Below are 17,768 nucleotides of genomic sequence, written 5' to 3'. Positions count from 1 at the left end.
GATGCGGGACGTGAGCCAACAGACGACGCAGCACAGCAATGCCCAGCGCAGCGGTGACACCCACCCCCACGAGGGTGCGCTCCGTGAGATCCCCACCGGACAGGGAGCGACCGAACTCGTGTACGCGCCCGAGAGGGACGGCCTCGCCGACGCGGGCGAGATCGTGTGGACCTGGGTGCCCTACGAGGAGGACCCCGCCCAGGGCAAGGACCGCCCCCTGCTCGTGGTGGGCCGCAAGGGCAAGCGCCTGCACGGCCTGATGCTGTCCTCCCAGACCCCCGACGAGCGTGAACGCCAGGACTGGCTGCCGATCGGCTCCGGCCCCTGGGACCGCGAGGGCCGCGACTCCCACCTGCGCGTGGACCGCCTCTTCGAGTTCGACGAGGCGGCGATCCGCCGCGAGGCCGCGGTCATGGACGAGCGGATCTTCTGGAAGGTCGCCGCCGTCCTGAAGGACCGCTACGGCTGGAAGTGAGCGCTCCACGGGTGTGCTGAGCCCCCGCCCGCCTCGGAGCGGGCGGGGGCCGGGGCCGGAAGGGCGACCGTCTCAGCCTGTGGATAACGTCGTGTGCCTGCCGGCGGGGCGCTATACGCTGGGTGTGATCCTCCTGGTCCGGTGCCCTTCGACGCGGCAGGCCCACCGGTCCGGGCGGCCTCCCGAGCAAGGAAGACACCCATGAGTGACATCGAGCGTGAGGTCCACGCGGTAGCCGAACGTGCCAAGGACGCGGCGGCCGACCTCGCCCCGCTCAGCCGGGCGGTGAAGGACCGGGCCCTGTCGGCGATCGCCGACGCCCTGGTCAAGCGGGCGGACGAGATCACCGCTGCCAACGCCGAGGACGTGGAGCGGGCCCGTCAGGAGGGCACGAGTCCGGCCATGATCGACCGGCTCACCCTGAACCCGGCGCGGATCGAGGCCATCGCCGACGCGGTGCGCGAGATCGTCGAACTGCCCGACCCGGTCGGTGAGTCCGTGCGCGGCGGCGTTCTTCCCAACGGCCTGGACCTGCGCCAGATCCGGGTCCCGCTCGGCGTCATCGGCATCATCTACGAGGGCCGCCCCAACGTCACCGCGGACGCCGCCGCCCTGTGCCTCAAGAGCGGCAACGCCGCCCTGCTGCGCGGCTCCTCCTCGGCCTACAACTCCAACACCGCCATCATCGGGGTGCTGCGCGACGCCCTGGAGGGGACGGGGGTCCCGGTCGACGCCGTCCAGATGGTTCCCGGGCGCACCCGCGAGTCCTCCACGGCGCTGATGCGGGCCCGCGGCCTCGTCGACGTGCTCATCCCGCGCGGCGGCGGTTCGCTCATCCAGGCCGTGGTCCGCGACTCCACCGTCCCGGTCATCGAGACCGGTGAGGGCCTGTGCCACGTGTACGTGGACGCCGACGCCGACCTCGACAAGGCGGTGGCCATCGCCACCAACGCCAAGGCCCAGCGCTGCTCGGTGTGCAACTCCGCCGAGACGCTCCTGGTGCACGAGGCCGTCGCCGAGGACTTCCTGCCCCGGGTGCTGGCCTCACTCGCCGAGGCCGAGGTCACCGTCCACGGCGACAGCCGCGTCCGGGAGATCGCCGCCGCGCGGCCGACGGGGGCCACGGTGGTCGAGGCCACCGAGGAGGACTGGGCGACCGAGTACCTGTCCATGGACCTGGCCGTGCGGGTGGTGCCGGACGTGGACGCCGCGCTCGCGCACATCAGGAAGTACTCCACCCAGCACACCGAGGCGATCGTCACCGACTCGCTCAGCACCTCCCGCTACTTCGTCGCCCGGGTGGACTCGGCAGCGGTGATGGTGAACGCCTCCACGCGCTTCACCGATGGCGGTGAGTTCGGCTTCGGCGCGGAAATCGGAATTTCCACTCAGAAACTGCACGCCAGAGGGCCGATGGGACTCACCGAAATGACCTCCACCAAGTACGTGGTCACCGGTGACGGTCACCTGAGGTAATCAGCACGCCGTTGGTTCGCCTTTGAATGGCCGCTCGGGGAACCGGGCGGCCATTTCGCTGTTCATGGGACCGGAGCAGCCGTTCCCGGCCGCCGCACACCCGTACTGGCCGCGATCACAGGCCTCTGGGGACACATGCGTCACCACAGTCGTTTTCCTCTTGGAAACCTGGACAGAAGCGAATCTTCTCCCGGCAAGTATTCCCAAAGCGCTTGGGGATCGGTACTTTCACTGTGGTGTCCACACGGCGCTCTTCCCGCATCCTCATCAGGAGTGTCGGACCCCACCGGTCACGACGAAAGGAAATCCCCCGCATGAAGCTCGGGAGTAAGATCGCGGCGTCCACCGCCACCGCGGCTCTGGCCATCGGCGGCGTCACCCTCATGGCGGCACCCGCCCAGGCGGACCTGGTCACTCTGTGCTCGGGTCACGGAGGCGCGGTCACCCTGCCCACTGATCTCAAGGTTCCCGCCGGTGCGAGCTGCTTCCTCGACGGCACCGTCGTCCAGGGTGACGTCACGGTCGAGAAGGACGCGAACCTGCACATCCTCGAGGGTCAGGTCGACGGAGAGGTGACCGTCTCCAACGGCGGCTACTTCGACGCCTCCGACAGCACCGTCGGCGGCGACGTGGTCAACACCGGCTCCTACGGCACCTACCTGGAGGAGGGCACCTCGGTCGCGGGCCTCACCGCCGACGCCGCCGAGGGCGCCGACAACGACGGCTTCGTCTTCGTGGTCGGTTCCTCCGCCTCGTCCCTCGACGCCACCGTCGGCGAGGTCTACGTCACCGACTCCCGTCTGGGCGGCGTCTCCGCCGCGGGCGTGGAGTACCTGGACATCTTCGACAGCGTGGTCCGCGGCGACCTCTCCGTCACCGACGCGGCCTCCGGCGGCATCCTGGTCGACAGCGAGGTCATCGGCGACGCGACCTACTCCGGCGGCAACGGCCCCGTCGCCGTCGGCGCCGGCGAGGACGAGGGCTTCGCCACGTCGCTCAACTACATCGACGGCGACCTCTCGGTCACCGGCGTGTCCGGTGGCGTGTACATCGACAACAACATCGTCGGCGGCGACCTGACCACCTCCGACAACACCCCGACCGCCCAGATCGGTGACAACAACCGCGTGCGCGGCGGCATCGTCACCCAGGAGGTCGCCCTCCGCGCCCTGGCCGCCGAGGTGACCTCCGAGTTCGAGGCGCACGAGGCCGACCTCGAGGAGACCGTCGAGGAACTGCGCAGCGAGACCGTCGAGGAAGCCCTCGAGGCCGGTCCCGCCTTCTAACACGGTTCCGGAGACGAACCCGGTACGCGTCGGACAGGGGTCGCCCCCACCCCTTCCGCCCGCCAGCGCCGACGGCCCCGCGCCGTCGGCGCTGTCTTTGTGTGTGCACCTCCCGCGCACACCTCTCGTAGGCGTCCCTTGCCGCAGGAACCCCCTGGTGGAGGGACCCCGTACCCCTCCCGTCCCATCTGCCTCATCCACCCCATCCACACCAGTGTTATGTCGTAGCAGTGACGACGGTCATCGGCCGGTGATACATTCCGGGCATGGCTGACTCCGAACGACGTGTCGTGGTCTCCGGTGGTTCCGGCGGTATCGGGCGGGCCATCGTGTTCGCCCTGGCGAGTGAGGGGGACGAGGTGATCGCGCTCGGGCGGGACTCCGGGCGGCTGGCCGCCCTGGAGCGCAGAGCCCGCGCCCACGGGCTCAGCGTCACCTCCCGGGTCTGCGACCTCACCGACGAGAAGGCGGTGGACGCCCTGGCCGACACCCTGGGAGAGGTCTCGGTCCTGGTCAACAACGCGGGCACGGCCCAGAGCGCCCCCCTGCAGGGAACCAACCTCGACCTGTGGGAGACGCACCTGCGCACCAACACCACCTCCTCCTTCATGCTCACCAAGGCCCTCCTGCCCGGCATGCTCGAACGCGACAACGGGCGCGTGGTCTTCATCGCCTCCACCGCCGCGCACACCGGCTCCCGGTACACCGCCGCCTACACCGCCTCCAAACACGCGATGCTCGGCCTGGCCCGAGCCGTGGCCGCCGAGGTCGTCGGCACCGGCGTCACCAGCAACGCCGTGTGCCCCTCCTTCGTGCGCACCCCCATGACGGAACGCTCCGTGACACGCATCGTCGAACGCACCGGCCGCGGTCGCGAACAGGCCGAGGCCGCGCTGGCCACGTCCGGCCCCCTGGGCCGACTCATCGAACCCGAGGAGGTGGCGGCAGCGGTCGCCTACCTGGCGAGCCCTCTGGCCGGTGCGGTCAACGGCCAGTCCCTGACCATCGACGGCGGAGGCACCCACCGATGAGCCCCTTCCGGGCGTCCGCGCCCCTCACCGAGAACTGGCGGAACTTCGACCTCCACCGGGAGGACGGGGTGGCCACCGTGACCCTCGACCGGCCCGACAAACTCAACGCCCTGACCTTCGAGGCCTACGCCGACCTGCGCGACCTGCTGACCGAACTCCCGCACCGGGGCGACACCCGGGTCCTCGTCCTGAGGGGGAGGGGAAAGGGGTTCTGCTCGGGCGGCGACGTCGACGAGATCATCGGCGAGACACTCGGGATGGAACCCGACGACCTGCTCGCCTTCACCCGGATGACCGGCGAGGTCGTCCGTGCCATGAGGGAGTGCCCGGTCCCGGTGATCGCCGGGGTGCACGGGATCGCAGCCGGGGCCGGCTCGGTCCTGGCCCTGGCCGCCGACTTCCGGGTCGTCGCCCGCTCGGCCCGGTTCGCGTTCCTCTTCACGAAGGTCGGTCTGTCCGGCGCCGACATGGGCGCCGCCTACCTGCTGCCCCGGATGGTGGGGCTGGGCAACGCCACCAAGATCCTCATGCTCGGTGACACCGTCGACGCCGCCGAGGCCGACCGGTACGGCCTGGTCAGCGAACTGGTCGACGACCACGAACTGGACGAGGCGGTCGCCCGGCTGGCCACCCGCCTCTCCGAGGGGCCCTCCTTCGGTTACGCCCAGACCAAGGCGCTGCTCTCCCGCGAACTGGACATGAGCCTGTCCGGGGCGATCGAGCTGGAGGCCATGACCCAGGCGCTCCTGATGAAGAGCGCCGACTACGCGGAGTTCCACGCCGCGTTCACCGGCCGTAGGGAACCCGAGTGGAAGGGGCGCTAGTGGAGCCCGTACACCTGCCGCCGAGCCCGCACACCCTGGTCAACCCGCCTGAGCTCGGACCCACCCCCGGCTTCTCCCACGCGGTGGTCTCCGCCCCCGGGCGTACCGTCCACCTGGCCGGACAGATCGCCTCCGGCCCCGACGGCAAGCTCGTGGCCCAGGACCTGCCCGACCAGTTCGAGGTCGCCCTCGGCAACGTCGTCACCGCCCTGCGCGCCTGCGGGGGGACACCCGAACACCTCGTGAACCTGACCATCTACACCACCGACGTGCCCGGCTACCGGGCGGCGAGCCGCGAGATCGGCCGCGGCTACCGCGCCCACCTGGGCCGCCACTTCCCGGCGATGGCGCTGCTGGGGGTGACCGAGCTGTTCGAACCCGGCGCGTTGGTCGAGCTGGTCGGCGTCGCCGTGCTCCCGGGACCGACCTCCTAGGAGACCGGACTCCGGCTGTCCGGGGCGGCGGCCTACTGGCCGGTGGAGCCGAGGGCGGCGGTGGTCCGTACGTGCTCCAGCCCGGGGGTGCGCAGCAGGGCGTGCAGGTCGAAGAAGACCCGCGCCGCCCGGCTGCCCGCCCACCGGTCCGGGAGCAGCTCGGGCGGTAGGCCGGGATCGAGGAACGGCATCCGCCGCCAGGCGTCCACCGCGCGCAGGTGGTCGGCGAAGGCCGCCGCGCGCAGTTCGGGCTCCTCGGGTGCGCGGGCGCCGCGACGACGCCAGGCGGCCAGTACCGGCTCGTGTTCGTCGAGGAACCCCTGGTACATCGCCTGGAGCGCGGGCAGGTCCCACCAACGCGCCACGGACTCGGTGAGATCGCGAAAGTCCAGGTGGGAGGCGTGGAACAGCTCCGCGTAGGGCTCCAGCTCCAGGTCGCGCAGAGCGCCGCGGGCCTGCTCGGTCAGGTGGGCGGGCGCGATCCACACCCCGGCGGCGGTGGTGCCGAAACCGAGCCGGGTGAGCTGCGAGCGCAGGGCGTGACGGCGGCGCCGCTCGGACTCGGGCACCGAGAACACCACGAGCACCCACCCGTCCTGGACGCGGGCGACCCGGTGGCCGAAGATGCGCTGGTCGCCTTCGGCCAGGATGCGGCGCCCCTCGTCGGACAGGCGGTACCCGGCCACCCCGCCGAGGCGTTCGGGGGTGAGCAGCCCGCGGCGTTTGAGCCGGGACACGGCGGAGCGGACCGCGGGACCGTCCACGGCGAGCCCGGACATCAGCGCGATGAGGTCGGCCACCCCGATCCACCCGCCCACGTCGCGGGCGTAGGAGCCGAAGAAGGAGACGATCAGGGACCTGGGCCGACGGCGTTCGGTCTCGGCCGCGCTCTCGGGCGTGGGGCCGGCTCCGGGGCCGCGGGAAGGGCCGGCCGTGCTGTCGGCCGCGGGACCAGCGGGCCGGCCGCTCGTGGGGCCGTCGGTGCCGGTGTCCGGTGCTCGCTCTGCTGAGGCTGCCTGGTCGCTGTTGGACGTCACGCGGACACGATAGCGGCCGGTTGGTGTGCCTTTCGGTGGATCCTCCCCGTCCCCGGGGACTCGGTGCGACGTGGAAAACACCCCATATAGCTCTCTTGACGGTCGTCATACTTATTGTACATTTGCGATGTGGGGTGGATCACGTTCCCAACGAGAGTCGAGGTCACCCATGGGAATCCCCCGGAACGACACCGATCAGGAGTTCGCGCGCTGGATCGACGAGTGCGCCGCCAAGATCGACACCACCGCGACCGACACCGCGCCGTCCGCCGAACCCGGCCGCGTGGACCGGGCCCTGCTGCTCCGCCTCGGGGAGGTGGGCCTCCTCCCGGCGCTCTTCCCCGGCACCGCGGACGACGGCCCCCTCCGTGAGGCACCGGCCACCCGCCTGTGCCTGCTGCGCGAACACCTGGCCCGCACCGACACCCACGCCGAGACCGCCCTCGCCCTCCAGGGCCTCGGCACCTACCCGCTCCTGCAGTCCGGCACCGAACGCCAGCGCCGGCGCTGGGTCCCCGAAGCGGCCTCGGGGCGGGCCGTCGCCGCCTTCGCCCTCACCGAACCCGACGCCGGATCCGACGCCGCGGCCCTGGGACTGCGCGCCGAACCCTTCGGTGACGGCTGGCGCCTGCACGGCGAGAAGACCTGGATCTCCAACGCGCCCGACGCCGACTTCTACACCGTGTTCGCCCGGACCACCCCCGGGACCCGGTCCCGGGGCGTGACCGCCTTCTGCGTCCCCGGCGACCGACCCGGGCTCACCGGCAGTCCGCTGGAGATGCTCTCCCCGCACGCCCTGGGTCACCTGGTCTTCGACGGGGTCGAGGTCGGTCCGGAGGACGTGGTCGGCGTCCCCGACCAGGGCTTCACGGTCGCCATGCGCACCCTGGACCTGTTCCGTCCCAGCGTGGGCGCCTTCGCGGTGGGCATGGCCGACGCCGCGCTGGCCGCCGCCAAGGAGCACACCGACCGGCGCAGCGCCTTCGGCGGCCCGCTGCGCGGCCTTCAGACCGTCGCCCACACCCTGGCCGAGATGGCCACGCGCACCGAGGCGGCCCGGCTGCTCGTCTACTCGGCCGCGGCCGAGTACGACTCCGGCGGCCCCGACGTCACGCTCAGGGCCGCCATGGCCAAGCTCTTCGCCACCGAGACCGCCCAGTACGTGGTGGACGCCGCGGTGCAGCTGCACGGGGCCCGCGCCCTGCACCGCGGGCACCTCCTCGAGCACCTCTACCGGGAGGTGCGCGCCCCACGTATCTACGAAGGCGCTTCGGAGATCCAGCGCCAGATCATCGCCCGCCATATGTGACGCCACATGTAGCGCCGAGCTGCGGTGCCTTGCACCCAGGAGGTCCAGCATGCCGAACCCGAACCCGGCCGTGTCCCTCTCGCCCACGTCCCACGAGGACACCTTCACCCGGGAGCACCTGCCCCCTCCCGAGGAATGGCCGCTGATCCGGCCGCTGGACCGGCCCGACCGGCCCGACGACCGGCTCAACTGCGCCGAGGAGCTGCTCGACGGCACCATCGCCCGCTTCGGTGCGGACCGCCGCTGCGTGGTCGGGGAACACGAGACCCTCACCTACGGCCGCCTCCGGGACCGGGTGGACCGGATCGCCCGCGTCCTGGTGGACGAGCGCGGCCTGCGCCCGGGGGAACGGGTCCTGCTGCGCGGGCCCAACTCGCCCTGGCTGGCCGCCTGCTGGCTCGCGGTCCTCAAGGCCGGGGGAGTGGTCGTCACCGTCCTGCCGGTTCTGCGCGCCGGGGAGCTCGCCACCATCGTCCGCTCGGCCCAGGTCGCCCACGCGCTCTGCGACGCCCGCTTCCTCGACGACCTCACCGAGGCCGCCGGGCAGCTCGGCGGCAAGGCCCCGGGCGTCCTGGTCTACGGGGGAGACGGCGACGACGACCTCACCGCCCGGGTCGAGGCGCACCGGGCCGGTTTCACCGCTGTGCGCACCGCCGCCGACGACGCCTGCATGATCGCCTACACCTCCGGCACCACCGGCGATCCCAAGGGCTGCGTGCACTTCCACCGCGACGTCCTGGCCATCGCCGACACCTACTCCGCCCAGGTCCTCAAACCCACCCCCGACGACCTGTTCGTCGGCAGCCCGCCCTTCGCCTTCACCTTCGGGCTCGGCGGGCTGCTCGTCTTCCCGCTGCGCGCGGGAGCCGCCACGGTGCTCCTCGAACGCCCGCGCCCCGAAGCGCTCCTGGACGCCGTCTCCGAGCTCGGCGCCACGGTCGTGTTCACCGCGCCCACCGCCTACCGGGCCATGCTCACCCGACTCGAGGGCCGCGACCTGTCCTCCCTGCGCCGCTGCGTCTCCGCCGGGGAACACCTTCCCGCGGCCACCTGGCAGGCCTGGTACGACGCCACCGGTGTCCCGATGCTCGACGGCATCGGCGCCACCGAGATGCTGCACATCTTCGTCTCCGCCACCGACGAGCACATGCGCCCGGGCTCCACCGGACGCCCCGTGCCCGGGTTCGAGGCCGCGGTCCTCGACGACCAGGGCCGGCCCGTCCCCGACGGCGAGCCCGGACACCTGGCCGTCCGCGGGCCGGTCGGCTGCCGCTACCTGTCCGACGAACGCCAGCGCGAGTACGTCCGCCACGGCTGGAACCACACCGGCGACACCTACGTACGCGACGAGGACGGCTACTTCTGGTACCGGGCGCGCAGCGACGACATGATCGTCTCCGCCGGGTACAACATCGCCCCGGCCGAGGTGGAGGAGGCCCTGCTCACCTCACCCGACGTGGAGGAGGCCGCGGTGGTCGGGGCCGAGGACCCCGACCGCGGGCTCGTCGTGCGCGCCTACGTGGTCCCGCGCCGAGGGCTCACCGCCGACGCCGCGCTGGGCGAGCGGCTCAAGGAGCACGTCCGCTCGCGCATCGCCCCCTACAAGACCCCGCGCTCGGTGGTCTTCCTCCCGGCCCTGCCGCGCACCGCGACCGGCAAACTCCAGCGGTTCAGGCTTCGGGAAGGCGCTCACCCGGGGGACTGAGAGCGCTCTCCGGACGAAGGAGGCGGTCTCCGGACCCCGGGAACCGCTCCTCCGGCCGAGCCCGACCGCACGGCACCGGCGCCGGCGGACGGACGACACCCGTGAACAGACGGACGTCAGCCAACAGGAAGGCGGCGCGATGCGCATCGCGTGTATCGGGGCGGGGCCCGCGGGACTCTACTTCGCGGCCCTGGCCCGCCAGCTGGACGACACCCACGACATCACCGTCTACGAACGCAACGCCCCCGACGACACCTTCGGCTTCGGTGTGGTGCTCTCCGACGAGACCCTCGGCGGCATCGAACACGCCGACCCCGACGTCTACGCGGCGATGGCCGCCGAGTTCGCCCGCTGGGACGACATCGACGTCCACCACCGGGGCACCGTCACCACCTCGGGAGGCCACGGCTTCGCCGCGATCGGCCGCCGCAGGCTCCTGGAGATCCTGCGCGCCCGCTGCGCCGAGCTCGGGGTGCGGGTCCTCAGCCGGACGGAGGCCCCGCCCGCCGCGGAGCTGGCCGCCGACCACGACCTCGTCGTCGCCGCCGACGGCGCCAACAGCGCCACCCGGACCGCCCACGCCGCGGAGTTCGGCACCGAACTCGAACCCCACCGCAACCGCTTCATGTGGCTCGGCACCGACCTGGTCTTCGACGCCTTCAACTTCCACGTCCTGGAGACCCCGCACGGCGTCATGCAGCTGCACTGCTACCCGTACTCCGCCGACTCCAGCACGTTCATCGTGGAGATGGCCGAGGACGTGTGGCACGCGGCCGGTTTCGCCGACCGCGATCTCGCACCGGGGGAGAACGACCTGGACGCGATCGCGCGCTGCGAGAAGCTCTTCGCCGACGTCCTGCGCGGCCACCGCCTCCTGCCCAACAACTCCCGTTGGCAGCGCTTCACCACCGTCCGCAACCGCACCTGGCGCTTGGGGAACGTGGTCCTGCTCGGCGACGCCGCCCACACCGCCCACTTCTCCATCGGGTCGGGCACCAAACTGGCCATGGAGGACGCCCTCGCCCTCGCCGCCTGCCTGCACGAACAGCCCACCGCCGAGGCGGCGCTGACCGCCTACGAGGACGAACGCCGCCCCGTCGTGGCCAGTACCCAGCGCGCGGCCCGGGCCAGCCTGGAGTGGTTCGAGGACATCGCCCGCCACGTCGACGCCGCACCGGTCCAGTTCGCCTTCGACCTGCTCACCCGCAGTCGCAGGGTCACCTACGACAACCTGCGCCTGCGCGACCCCGAGTTCGTCGCGAGCGTGGACGAGTGGTTCGCCCGCCGGGTCGCGGCGGAACGGACCCGGCCGCCGGCCCGGGACGTCCGCACCGGATCCGGCAGCGCCACCGGACCCGCCGGCCCCACCGGACCGGTCGACCGCCCCGAACCCGCCCCGCGTCCGCCCATGTTCCACCCCTTCCGCCTGGGCCCCCTGGAGCTGGACAACCGGGTCGTGGTCTCGGCCATGGACATGTACTCCGCCACCGACGGCCTCCCCGGTGACTTCCACCTCGTCCACCTGGGCGGCAAGGCCCTCGGCGGAGCGGGACTGGTCATGACCGAGATGGTGTGCGTGTCCGCCGACGCCCGCATCACCCCCGGATGCGCGGGCCTGTACACCCCCGAACACGAGGCCGCCTGGCACCGGGTCACCGAGTTCGTGCACGCCAACAGCCGGGCCCGGATCGGGGTGCAGCTCGGCCACGCCGGGCGCAAGGGCTCCACCCGACTCATGTGGGAGGGCATCGACCATCCCCTGCCCGACGGGAACTGGCCCCTGGTCGCCCCCTCCCCGGTGCCGTACAGGGAAGGCGTCAACCAGGTGCCCCGGGAGCTCGATCACGCCGCCATGGCGGCCGTACGCGACGACTTCGCCGCCGCGGCCCGCTCCGCCGACCGGGCCGGGTTCGACCTCCTCGAACTCCACTGCGCCCACGGCTACCTGCTCTCCACCTTCCTGTCCCCGGTCACCAACCACCGCACCGACCGCTACGGGGGTGACCTCGCCGGCCGCCTCCGCTACCCCCTGGAGGTCCTGGCCGCGGTCCGCGCCGTCTGGCCCGAGCACAAGGCCCTCACCGTCCGGATCTCCGCCACCGACTGGGTCGAGGACGGCACCACCGCCGACGACGCCGTGGAGATCTCCCGGGCGCTGGTCGAGGCGGGCGCGGACGCCATCGACGTCTCCACCGGCCAGGTCACCCCGGACGAACGGCCCGCCTACGGCCGTAGCTACCAGGTGCCCTACGCCGAACGCATCCGCCGTGAACTCGGGGTGCCCGTCATCGCGGTCGGCGCCATCTCCTCCCACGACGACGTCAACTCCACGGTCCTGGCCGGGCGCGCCGACCTGTGCGCCCTGGCCCGCCCGCACCTCTACGACCCGCAGTGGACCCTGCACGCCGCCGCGGAGCAGGACTACACGGGCCCCGGGGCCACCTGGCCCGCGCCCTTCAGGGCGGGCAGCCGCAAGCCGCCCGCCGGCCGGACCGACGGTCCGCGGCCCCGGCTCGACCTGCTACGTTCCTCCGAGACACAGGCCACCCGGCACCGGAGGTGGCGCCCGGACCGGAACGGGACCGGCCCCGGCCCGGCCACGAACCAAGGAGACCCACGGTGACGACGACCTACGGTGATCACCCCAGCCAGATCGTCCACCGCTGGGACCCCGTGGCCACCGTCGGGTCCGCCGGGGGCCCCGCCCCGGTCGCGGTCCTCCTGCACGGCGGATGGTGGCGCGACCTGCACGACGCCCGGCTGATGGACCCGCTCGCCCGCGATCTCTCCTCCGCCGGATGGGCGGTGTGGAACATCGAGTACCGGCGCACCGGTACCGACGGCGGGGGGTGGCCGCAGACCCGCGACGACGTCGCCCGCGCCCTGGACCTGCTCGCGGCCACCGCGGAGCGGGACGAACGCCTCGACACCTCCCGTGTGGTGTCCGTCGGCCACTCCGCCGGGGGACACCTCGCCCTGATGACCGCCACCGACTCCCCGGTGACCTCGGTGGTTCCGCTCGCCCCCATCACCGACCTGCGCCGCTGCGCCGAAGCCGGGCTGGGGGAGGGGGCGGTCGAACCCTTCCTCGGCCCCGGCCCCGCCCCCGGGCTGTACGCCGAGTCCTCACCCCTGCACCGGCTCCCGCTCGCCGTCCCCCAGCTGCTGGTGCACGGCGACCAGGACCAGCGCGTCCCGGTGGAGCACAGCCGCGACTACGCTGCCGCCGCCCGGGCCGCGGGGGACCCCGTCGACTACCGGGAGGCTCCCGGGGCCGACCACTTCGCCGTCATCGACCCCGCGCACGCCGCCTGGCGGGCGGTGCGCGACACACTCGCGACCGGCTGGGGCTGACCCCAGCGCGGTCGGGGACCCGCGTGCGGCACAAGGGCGTGCCGCCCCCACCCCTCCATCCCCCGGAAGGCGGACACCCCCATGTCGACGCCGACACCACCCATCCCACCGGAACCATCCGCCACCCCAGCAGCCGCACCTGACGCCAGACCCCCAGGTGTGAGCAGGCACAAACGACTGATCGTCGTGGCGATCTGCGCCTTCGCGATCATCCTCGACGGGTACGACCTCACCGTCTACGGCGCGGTCGTACCCAGCCTCCTGGAGTACGAGGCGTGGAACGTCACCGAGACCCAGGCGGGCACCCTCGGCTCGTACGCGCTCGTCGGCATGCTCCTGGGCGCCCTGCTCATCGGCACCGTCACCGACCTCGTCGGGCGCCGCCGCATCATCATCGCCTGTGTCATCTGGTTCTCCGTGGGGATGGCGCTGACCGCGTTCGCGCCCACCCCGGAGGCCTTCGGGCTGCTGCGCTTCCTCACCGGACTGGGCCTGGGCGGCGTCATCCCGACCGCCATCGCCCTCACCATGGAGTTCGCCGAACCCCACCGGCGCAACATCACCAACGCGTTCATGTTCAGCGGGTACGCGATCGGCGGTATCTGCGCGGCGCTGGTCGCCATTCCGGTCCTGGCACGCTTCGAGTGGCAGACCATGTTCTGGATCGGCTCCCTGCCGGCGCTGGTCCTGGTACCGCTGGCCTACTTCGCCCTGCCCGAGTCCCCGAACTACCTCCGGGCCCGGGGACGCGAGGAGGAGGCGCAGGCCCTGGCGGCCCGGTACGGGGTCACCCTGGAGGCGCCCGACACGGCCGTGCCGGCGGGCGGGGACGGCAGGAAACGGGGCGCCGTGGCCAACGTGGGCACGCTCGTCAGCCGCCGCTTCCTCGCCGGGACCCTGTTGTTCTGGGTGGCCAACGGCATGGGACTGCTGCTGGTCTACGGCCTCAACACCTGGCTGGCCGGGATCATGTTCTCCGCCGGGTTCCCGCTCGGGTCCTCGCTGACCTTCCTGCTGGTCCTCAACGCGGGCGCCATCCTGGGCGCACCCACCGGCGGGGCGCTCGCCGACCGGTTCGGGTCGCGTCCGGTCGTGACCACCATGTTCGTCATCGCGGCCACCTGCATCCTGCTCATGAGCCTGGAGCCGCCCACCGCGCTGCTGTACGTCTTCGTGGCCCTGGCCGGCGCCTGCACGATCGGGACGACCATCCTCGTCAACTCCTACACCGGAAACTTCTACCCGGCCGCGCTGCGGGCCACCGGGCTCGGCTGGGCGCTGGCCGTCGGACGGATCGGCGCCATCATCGGCCCGATCTACGGCGGGCTGGTGATGGCCTCCGGTCTGGGCATCTCGGTGAACTTCTACGCGTTCGCGATCCCCGCGGTGATCGGGGCGCTGGCCGTGCTCGTGGTGCCCAGGTCCCGGGCGGTGGTCCTGCCCGGGAGCACGCCGCGCTGAACGGGAGCGCTCCTCCGACCCGGGGGAGCGCTCTCACACCGCCCGAGGGCGCGTCCCGACCTCTCCCGGAAACACCACGGGGGTGGTGCCCGGAAGAACCGGACGCCACCCCCGTGCGGGGTCGAGCGGGAACGTCAGTTGTTGTTGGAACCGCCGCTGTCGCCCCGGTTGCCCTGATCGCCTCCGGAGCCGCCGCTCTGGCCGCCCCGCCAGCGGTCCGCCACCGTGTCGAAGAACTGGCCCCCGGCGCGCCCGGCGCCGCCCGCCACGTCCCGGATGGTCTTGACCAGCGGGTCCGAGGAGCGGTTCCAGCCCTCCCGGTAGGAGTTGGCCGCGTTGGCCGCCTCCTCCGAGACACTGGCGTCGCGGTCGGTGGAACGGCGCGGGTACTCGCCGTCGACGATCCGCTGGTACTCGCCGCTCTCGACCCAACGCTGCAGTTCGGCCACCCGGACCACCGCGAACGGGTGGCTCTGCGGGATGGTCGTCATCAGCTTGAGGAGGCTGTCCACGGCGTCGCCGCCGCCCTCGTACTCACGGGCCTGCTCCATGAACGCGTCGGGGTTCATCTGGGACAGGTTCGAGCCGCCGGCCAGCTTCATCAGGGCCCGCTTGGCGGCCTCGGGGTTCTGGCAGGTCAGCAGACCGGCGCGGTCACTGGAGAGCTCGGACTTGCGCTGCCACTCCCGCAGCCCGGCCAGGATCGCCTGGATGGCGATGGCGCCGAGCGGAATCCACATGATCTTGGTCGACAGCCAGACCAGAAGGAGGAGGATGGTGCGGTACACGGAGTGCCCGCTCAGCACGTGACCCACCTCGTGGCCGATGACGAACCGCTTCTCCTCGGCGTCGAAGAGGTCGAACAGCCCGGTCGTCATGACGATGAACGGCTTCTTGCGGCCGATCGCCATGGCGTTGGGCTGCGGGTCCATCTTGACGTAGAGCTCGGGGACCTCGTCCAGGTCGAGGACGTAGGCGGCGTCGCGGAGGTAGTCGTGCAGCTCCGGGAACTGGGTGGGGCTCACCCGAACGGCACTGGAAAGGAACATCAGGCGGAGCGAGCGCTCGTTGACCCGTCCGAAGAGGGACTTGACGAGGGTGTCGAAGCCCGTGAGCGAGCGCAGCGCAACCAGGGCGCCACGGTCGGCAGGGTGCTCGTAGGCACGAGGAGAGATGTCTGTGAGCCGGACGCGTACGCGGTCTGGAGAGTTGGCCATATCGGCATGCTATGCGCCTCGTTGCCGCTTGGCCACGGTTTGGAGCAAACGAGATATGACGCGATTCCCGGGTGTTTCACGAACCCCCGGGAAGCAGGACGTCCCGGCGCTTGTTTGACCAGTTCTCGGGAGGAATCCGCCCGGAGGCGGGCAGGGGTGCCCGAGGTCGGCTAATCTCGGTTGGCCGAAACCGGCAACACGGCAGCGCCACTGCGAAACGGAGCGCACAGTGACACAGCAGGCCACCGGCGTCTCCCACGGGGGGAGCGCCCCCGCGCGACGGGACGGCTCCGCACCGACCAGGGTCGGCATCATGGGCGGCACCTTCGACCCCATCCACCACGGACACCTCGTCGCCGCCAGTGAGGTCGCCCACCTCTTCGGCCTCGACGAAGTGGTCTTCGTCCCCACCGGCCACCCCTGGCAGAAGGACCTCGACAAGGTCACCCCCTCCGAGGACCGCTACCTCATGACGGTCATCGCGACCGCGGAGAACCCCCAGTTCAGGGTCGACCGCATCGAGATCGACCGCTCCGGCCCCACCTACACCCTCGACACACTCCGCCAGATGCGCGCCGCCTACGGCCCCGATGTGGAACTCTTCTTCATCACCGGAGCGGACGCACTCGGTGCGATTCTGAGCTGGCACAACGTTGACGAACTCTTCGACCTCGCGCATTTCGTAGGCTGTAACAGGCCCGGACACCACCTCAGCGACACCGGCCTGCCCGAGGGCAAGGTCTCCCTGGTGGAGGTCCCCGCGCTCGCCATCTCCTCCACAGAGTGCCGCGAGCGCGTCCGCAAGGGCGAACCCATCTGGTACCTCGTGCCCGACGGCATCGTCCGCTACATCCACAAGACCGGGCTCTACCTGGAGCCCTGAACCGCGTCCCGCGAACCGCAACCGGTTCGCGCCGCACCAGCCGACACCTCGAACAAGTAAGGCAGCAAGCACAACGTGACAGCCACCGACAGGGCCGTTGAACTCGCGAAGGTCGCCGCCGAGGCCGCCTCCGACAAGCTCGCCCAGGAGATCATCGCCTACGACGTCAGCGACCAGCTCGTCATCACCGAGGCCTTCGTGCTGTGCTCGGCGCCCAACGACCGCCAGGTCCGCGCCATCGTCGACGAGGTCGAGGACCAGCTGCGCATCAAGACCGGAGCCAAGCCCGTCCGCCGCGAAGGCGAGCGCGACGGCCGCTGGGTCCTGCTGGACTACGCCGACATCGTCGTCCACATCCAGCACGAGGAGGAGCGCGGCTACTACGGCCTCGAGCGCCTCTGGAAGGACTGCCCCGAGATCGAGCTCCCCGAGGGCGCCCGAGGCGCCGAGCGCACCCCGCTGGACGAGCAGTAACCTGCGCGGCCGTCCCGGTCGCAGAACAAGAGAGACACACCACGTGAGTGACGCCCCTCGTGTGCTGTTCTGGCGGCACGGACGCACGGCCTGGAACGTCGAGAAGCGCTTCCAGGGACAGACCGACATCGGCCTCGACCCGGTCGGCCACGCCCAGGCCGAACGGGCCGGTCGGCTGCTCGCCACGCTGGGGCCCGACACCATCCTGGCGTCCGACCTCAAACGCGCCGCCGACACCGCCGGGTACCTCGGACACTCCTCCGGGGTCCCGGTGGAGTTCGACAAAGGACTGCGCGAACGCTTCGGCGGCTCCTGGGAAGGCCTCACCGCCACGGAACTCGCCGAACGCTGGCCCGAACGGCACGCCCGCATGGACATCCCCGACGGAGAGGACATCTCCGAGGTCGGCGACCGCATGACCGCCGCCGTCGACCGGGGCCTGGCCAGGACCCCGCCCGGCGGCCTGCTCGTCGTCGTCAGCCACGGAGCCGCCCTGCGTGTCGGAATCTCCCGCATGCTCGGCGTCCCCGACGACCGCCGGGAGATCCTCGGCCCGCTCAGCAACTGCTGCTGGTCCGTGCTCCAGACCCGCGGAGACACCTGGCGACTCATGGAGCACAACGCCGCCAGCCTCCCCGAGCCCGTGGTGCTCAGCGACGACGCCTGAATCCGTTTCGACGAACCGCCCATAATCCGCTAAGGTTCAGGGAGTCGGCAGGGCCTCGGCCCGAACGACTCCCACACGGGGCTATGGCGCAGTTGGTAGCGCGCCTCCATGGCATGGAGGAGGTCTGGGGTTCGA

At 71.6% G+C, this 17,768-nt stretch carries 16 protein-coding genes; 14 read left to right on the top strand and 2 right to left on the bottom strand.

Annotation, left to right across the window (positions count from 1 at the left end; genetic code table 11):
• Positions 1 to 10: 10 nt before the first annotated feature.
• From D458_RS0100080 to D458_RS0100055, 6 genes are all read left to right on the top strand, one after another.
• Positions 11 to 475, top strand: coding sequence for a type II toxin-antitoxin system PemK/MazF family toxin (locus D458_RS0100080; protein WP_017584686.1), 465 nt, complete (start codon positions 11 to 13; stop codon positions 473 to 475).
• Between the two features lie 201 nt (positions 476 to 676).
• On the top strand, positions 677 to 1,951 hold the full coding sequence (locus tag D458_RS0100075; RefSeq protein ID WP_017584685.1) for a glutamate-5-semialdehyde dehydrogenase: 1,275 nt from the start codon (positions 677 to 679) through the stop codon (positions 1,949 to 1,951).
• Positions 1,952 to 2,265: 314 nt separating this feature from the next.
• The gene (locus tag D458_RS0100070; RefSeq protein WP_017584684.1) at positions 2,266 to 3,237 is read left to right on the top strand and encodes a hypothetical protein; all 972 of its coding nucleotides are present in this window, start codon (positions 2,266 to 2,268) and stop codon (positions 3,235 to 3,237) included.
• 266 nt (positions 3,238 to 3,503) lie between these two features.
• A complete protein-coding gene (locus D458_RS0100065; protein WP_017584683.1) occupies positions 3,504 to 4,268 on the top strand; it encodes an SDR family NAD(P)-dependent oxidoreductase in 765 nt (254 codons plus the stop codon).
• Positions 4,265 to 5,092: an enoyl-CoA hydratase family protein gene (locus tag D458_RS0100060; protein WP_017584682.1), complete on the top strand. Its 828-nt coding sequence runs from the start codon at positions 4,265 to 4,267 to the stop codon at positions 5,090 to 5,092. The genes D458_RS0100065 and D458_RS0100060 overlap by 4 nt, the downstream gene beginning before the upstream one ends.
• Positions 5,092 to 5,526, top strand: coding sequence for a RidA family protein (locus D458_RS0100055; RefSeq protein WP_017584681.1), 435 nt, complete (start codon positions 5,092 to 5,094; stop codon positions 5,524 to 5,526). The genes D458_RS0100060 and D458_RS0100055 overlap by 1 nt, the downstream gene beginning before the upstream one ends.
• A gap of 32 nt (positions 5,527 to 5,558) precedes the next feature.
• Here the strand turns inward: D458_RS0100055 and D458_RS0100050 are convergent, their stop codons facing one another.
• Positions 5,559 to 6,563 (bottom strand): PaaX family transcriptional regulator, encoded by a 1,005-nt coding sequence (locus tag D458_RS0100050; protein ID WP_017584680.1) that lies wholly within the window; start codon positions 6,561 to 6,563, stop codon positions 5,559 to 5,561.
• Positions 6,564 to 6,732: 169 nt separating this feature from the next.
• On the opposite strand from D458_RS0100050, the gene D458_RS0100045 reads away from it, so the two are divergent.
• The 5 genes from D458_RS0100045 (at position 6,733) to D458_RS0100025 (ending at position 14,392) form a co-directional block, all read left to right on the top strand.
• A complete protein-coding gene (locus D458_RS0100045; protein ID WP_017584679.1) occupies positions 6,733 to 7,872 on the top strand; it encodes an acyl-CoA dehydrogenase family protein in 1,140 nt (379 codons plus the stop codon).
• A 49-nt stretch (positions 7,873 to 7,921) separates the two neighbouring features.
• A complete protein-coding gene (locus D458_RS0100040; RefSeq protein ID WP_017584678.1) occupies positions 7,922 to 9,577 on the top strand; it encodes a benzoate-CoA ligase family protein in 1,656 nt (551 codons plus the stop codon).
• Positions 9,578 to 9,716: 139 nt separating this feature from the next.
• On the top strand, positions 9,717 to 12,200 hold the full coding sequence (locus tag D458_RS0100035) for a bifunctional salicylyl-CoA 5-hydroxylase/oxidoreductase (RefSeq protein ID WP_017584677.1): 2,484 nt from the start codon (positions 9,717 to 9,719) through the stop codon (positions 12,198 to 12,200).
• Complete coding sequence (locus tag D458_RS0100030; RefSeq protein WP_017584676.1) at positions 12,197 to 12,931, top strand: alpha/beta hydrolase family protein; 735 nt, start codon at positions 12,197 to 12,199, stop codon at positions 12,929 to 12,931. The genes D458_RS0100035 and D458_RS0100030 overlap by 4 nt, the downstream gene beginning before the upstream one ends.
• 159 nt (positions 12,932 to 13,090) lie before the next feature.
• Positions 13,091 to 14,392, top strand: coding sequence for an MFS transporter (locus D458_RS0100025; protein WP_160168034.1), 1,302 nt, complete (start codon positions 13,091 to 13,093; stop codon positions 14,390 to 14,392).
• 134 nt (positions 14,393 to 14,526) lie between these two features.
• On the opposite strand, the gene D458_RS0100020 is transcribed toward D458_RS0100025, so the two are convergent.
• Entirely contained in the window at positions 14,527 to 15,609 is a 1,083-nt protein-coding gene (locus tag D458_RS0100020) for a M48 family metallopeptidase (RefSeq protein ID WP_017584674.1), read from the bottom strand.
• Between the two features lie 229 nt (positions 15,610 to 15,838).
• On the opposite strand from D458_RS0100020, the gene nadD reads away from it, so the two are divergent.
• The 3 genes from nadD (at position 15,839) to D458_RS0100005 (ending at position 17,633) form a co-directional block, all read left to right on the top strand.
• Positions 15,839 to 16,492, top strand: a complete 654-nt coding sequence (gene nadD / locus D458_RS0100015; protein WP_017584673.1) for a nicotinate-nucleotide adenylyltransferase — start codon at positions 15,839 to 15,841, stop codon at positions 16,490 to 16,492.
• A 75-nt stretch (positions 16,493 to 16,567) separates the two neighbouring features.
• Positions 16,568 to 16,966, top strand: coding sequence for a ribosome silencing factor (gene rsfS, locus D458_RS0100010; RefSeq protein ID WP_017584672.1), 399 nt, complete (start codon positions 16,568 to 16,570; stop codon positions 16,964 to 16,966).
• 43 nt (positions 16,967 to 17,009) lie between these two features.
• Positions 17,010 to 17,633: a histidine phosphatase family protein gene (locus D458_RS0100005; protein WP_026118844.1), complete on the top strand. Its 624-nt coding sequence runs from the start codon at positions 17,010 to 17,012 to the stop codon at positions 17,631 to 17,633.
• The last annotated feature ends 135 nt before the right edge of the window (positions 17,634 to 17,768 follow it).

Origin of the sequence: Nocardiopsis ganjiahuensis DSM 45031, assembly GCF_000341085.1 — a bacterium.
Taxonomy (GTDB): Bacteria; Actinomycetota; Actinomycetes; order Streptosporangiales; family Streptosporangiaceae; genus Nocardiopsis; species Nocardiopsis ganjiahuensis.
This window is presented reverse-complemented; position numbering and strand designations above follow the sequence as displayed.

Coding starts and splice junctions, on each gene's coding strand:
- D458_RS0100040 (WP_017584678.1), top strand. CDS start 7,922: ATGCCGAACCCGAACCCGGCCGTGTCCCTCTCGCCCACGTCCCACGAG.
- D458_RS0100060 (WP_017584682.1), top strand. CDS start 4,265: ATGAGCCCCTTCCGGGCGTCCGCGCCCCTCACCGAGAACTGGCGGAAC.
- D458_RS0100070 (WP_017584684.1), top strand. CDS start 2,266: ATGAAGCTCGGGAGTAAGATCGCGGCGTCCACCGCCACCGCGGCTCTG.
- D458_RS0100075 (WP_017584685.1), top strand. CDS start 677: ATGAGTGACATCGAGCGTGAGGTCCACGCGGTAGCCGAACGTGCCAAG.
- D458_RS0100020 (WP_017584674.1), bottom strand. CDS start 15,609: ATGGCCAACTCTCCAGACCGCGTACGCGTCCGGCTCACAGACATCTCT.
- D458_RS0100045 (WP_017584679.1), top strand. CDS start 6,733: ATGGGAATCCCCCGGAACGACACCGATCAGGAGTTCGCGCGCTGGATC.
- D458_RS0100065 (WP_017584683.1), top strand. CDS start 3,504: ATGGCTGACTCCGAACGACGTGTCGTGGTCTCCGGTGGTTCCGGCGGT.
- D458_RS0100035 (WP_017584677.1), top strand. CDS start 9,717: ATGCGCATCGCGTGTATCGGGGCGGGGCCCGCGGGACTCTACTTCGCG.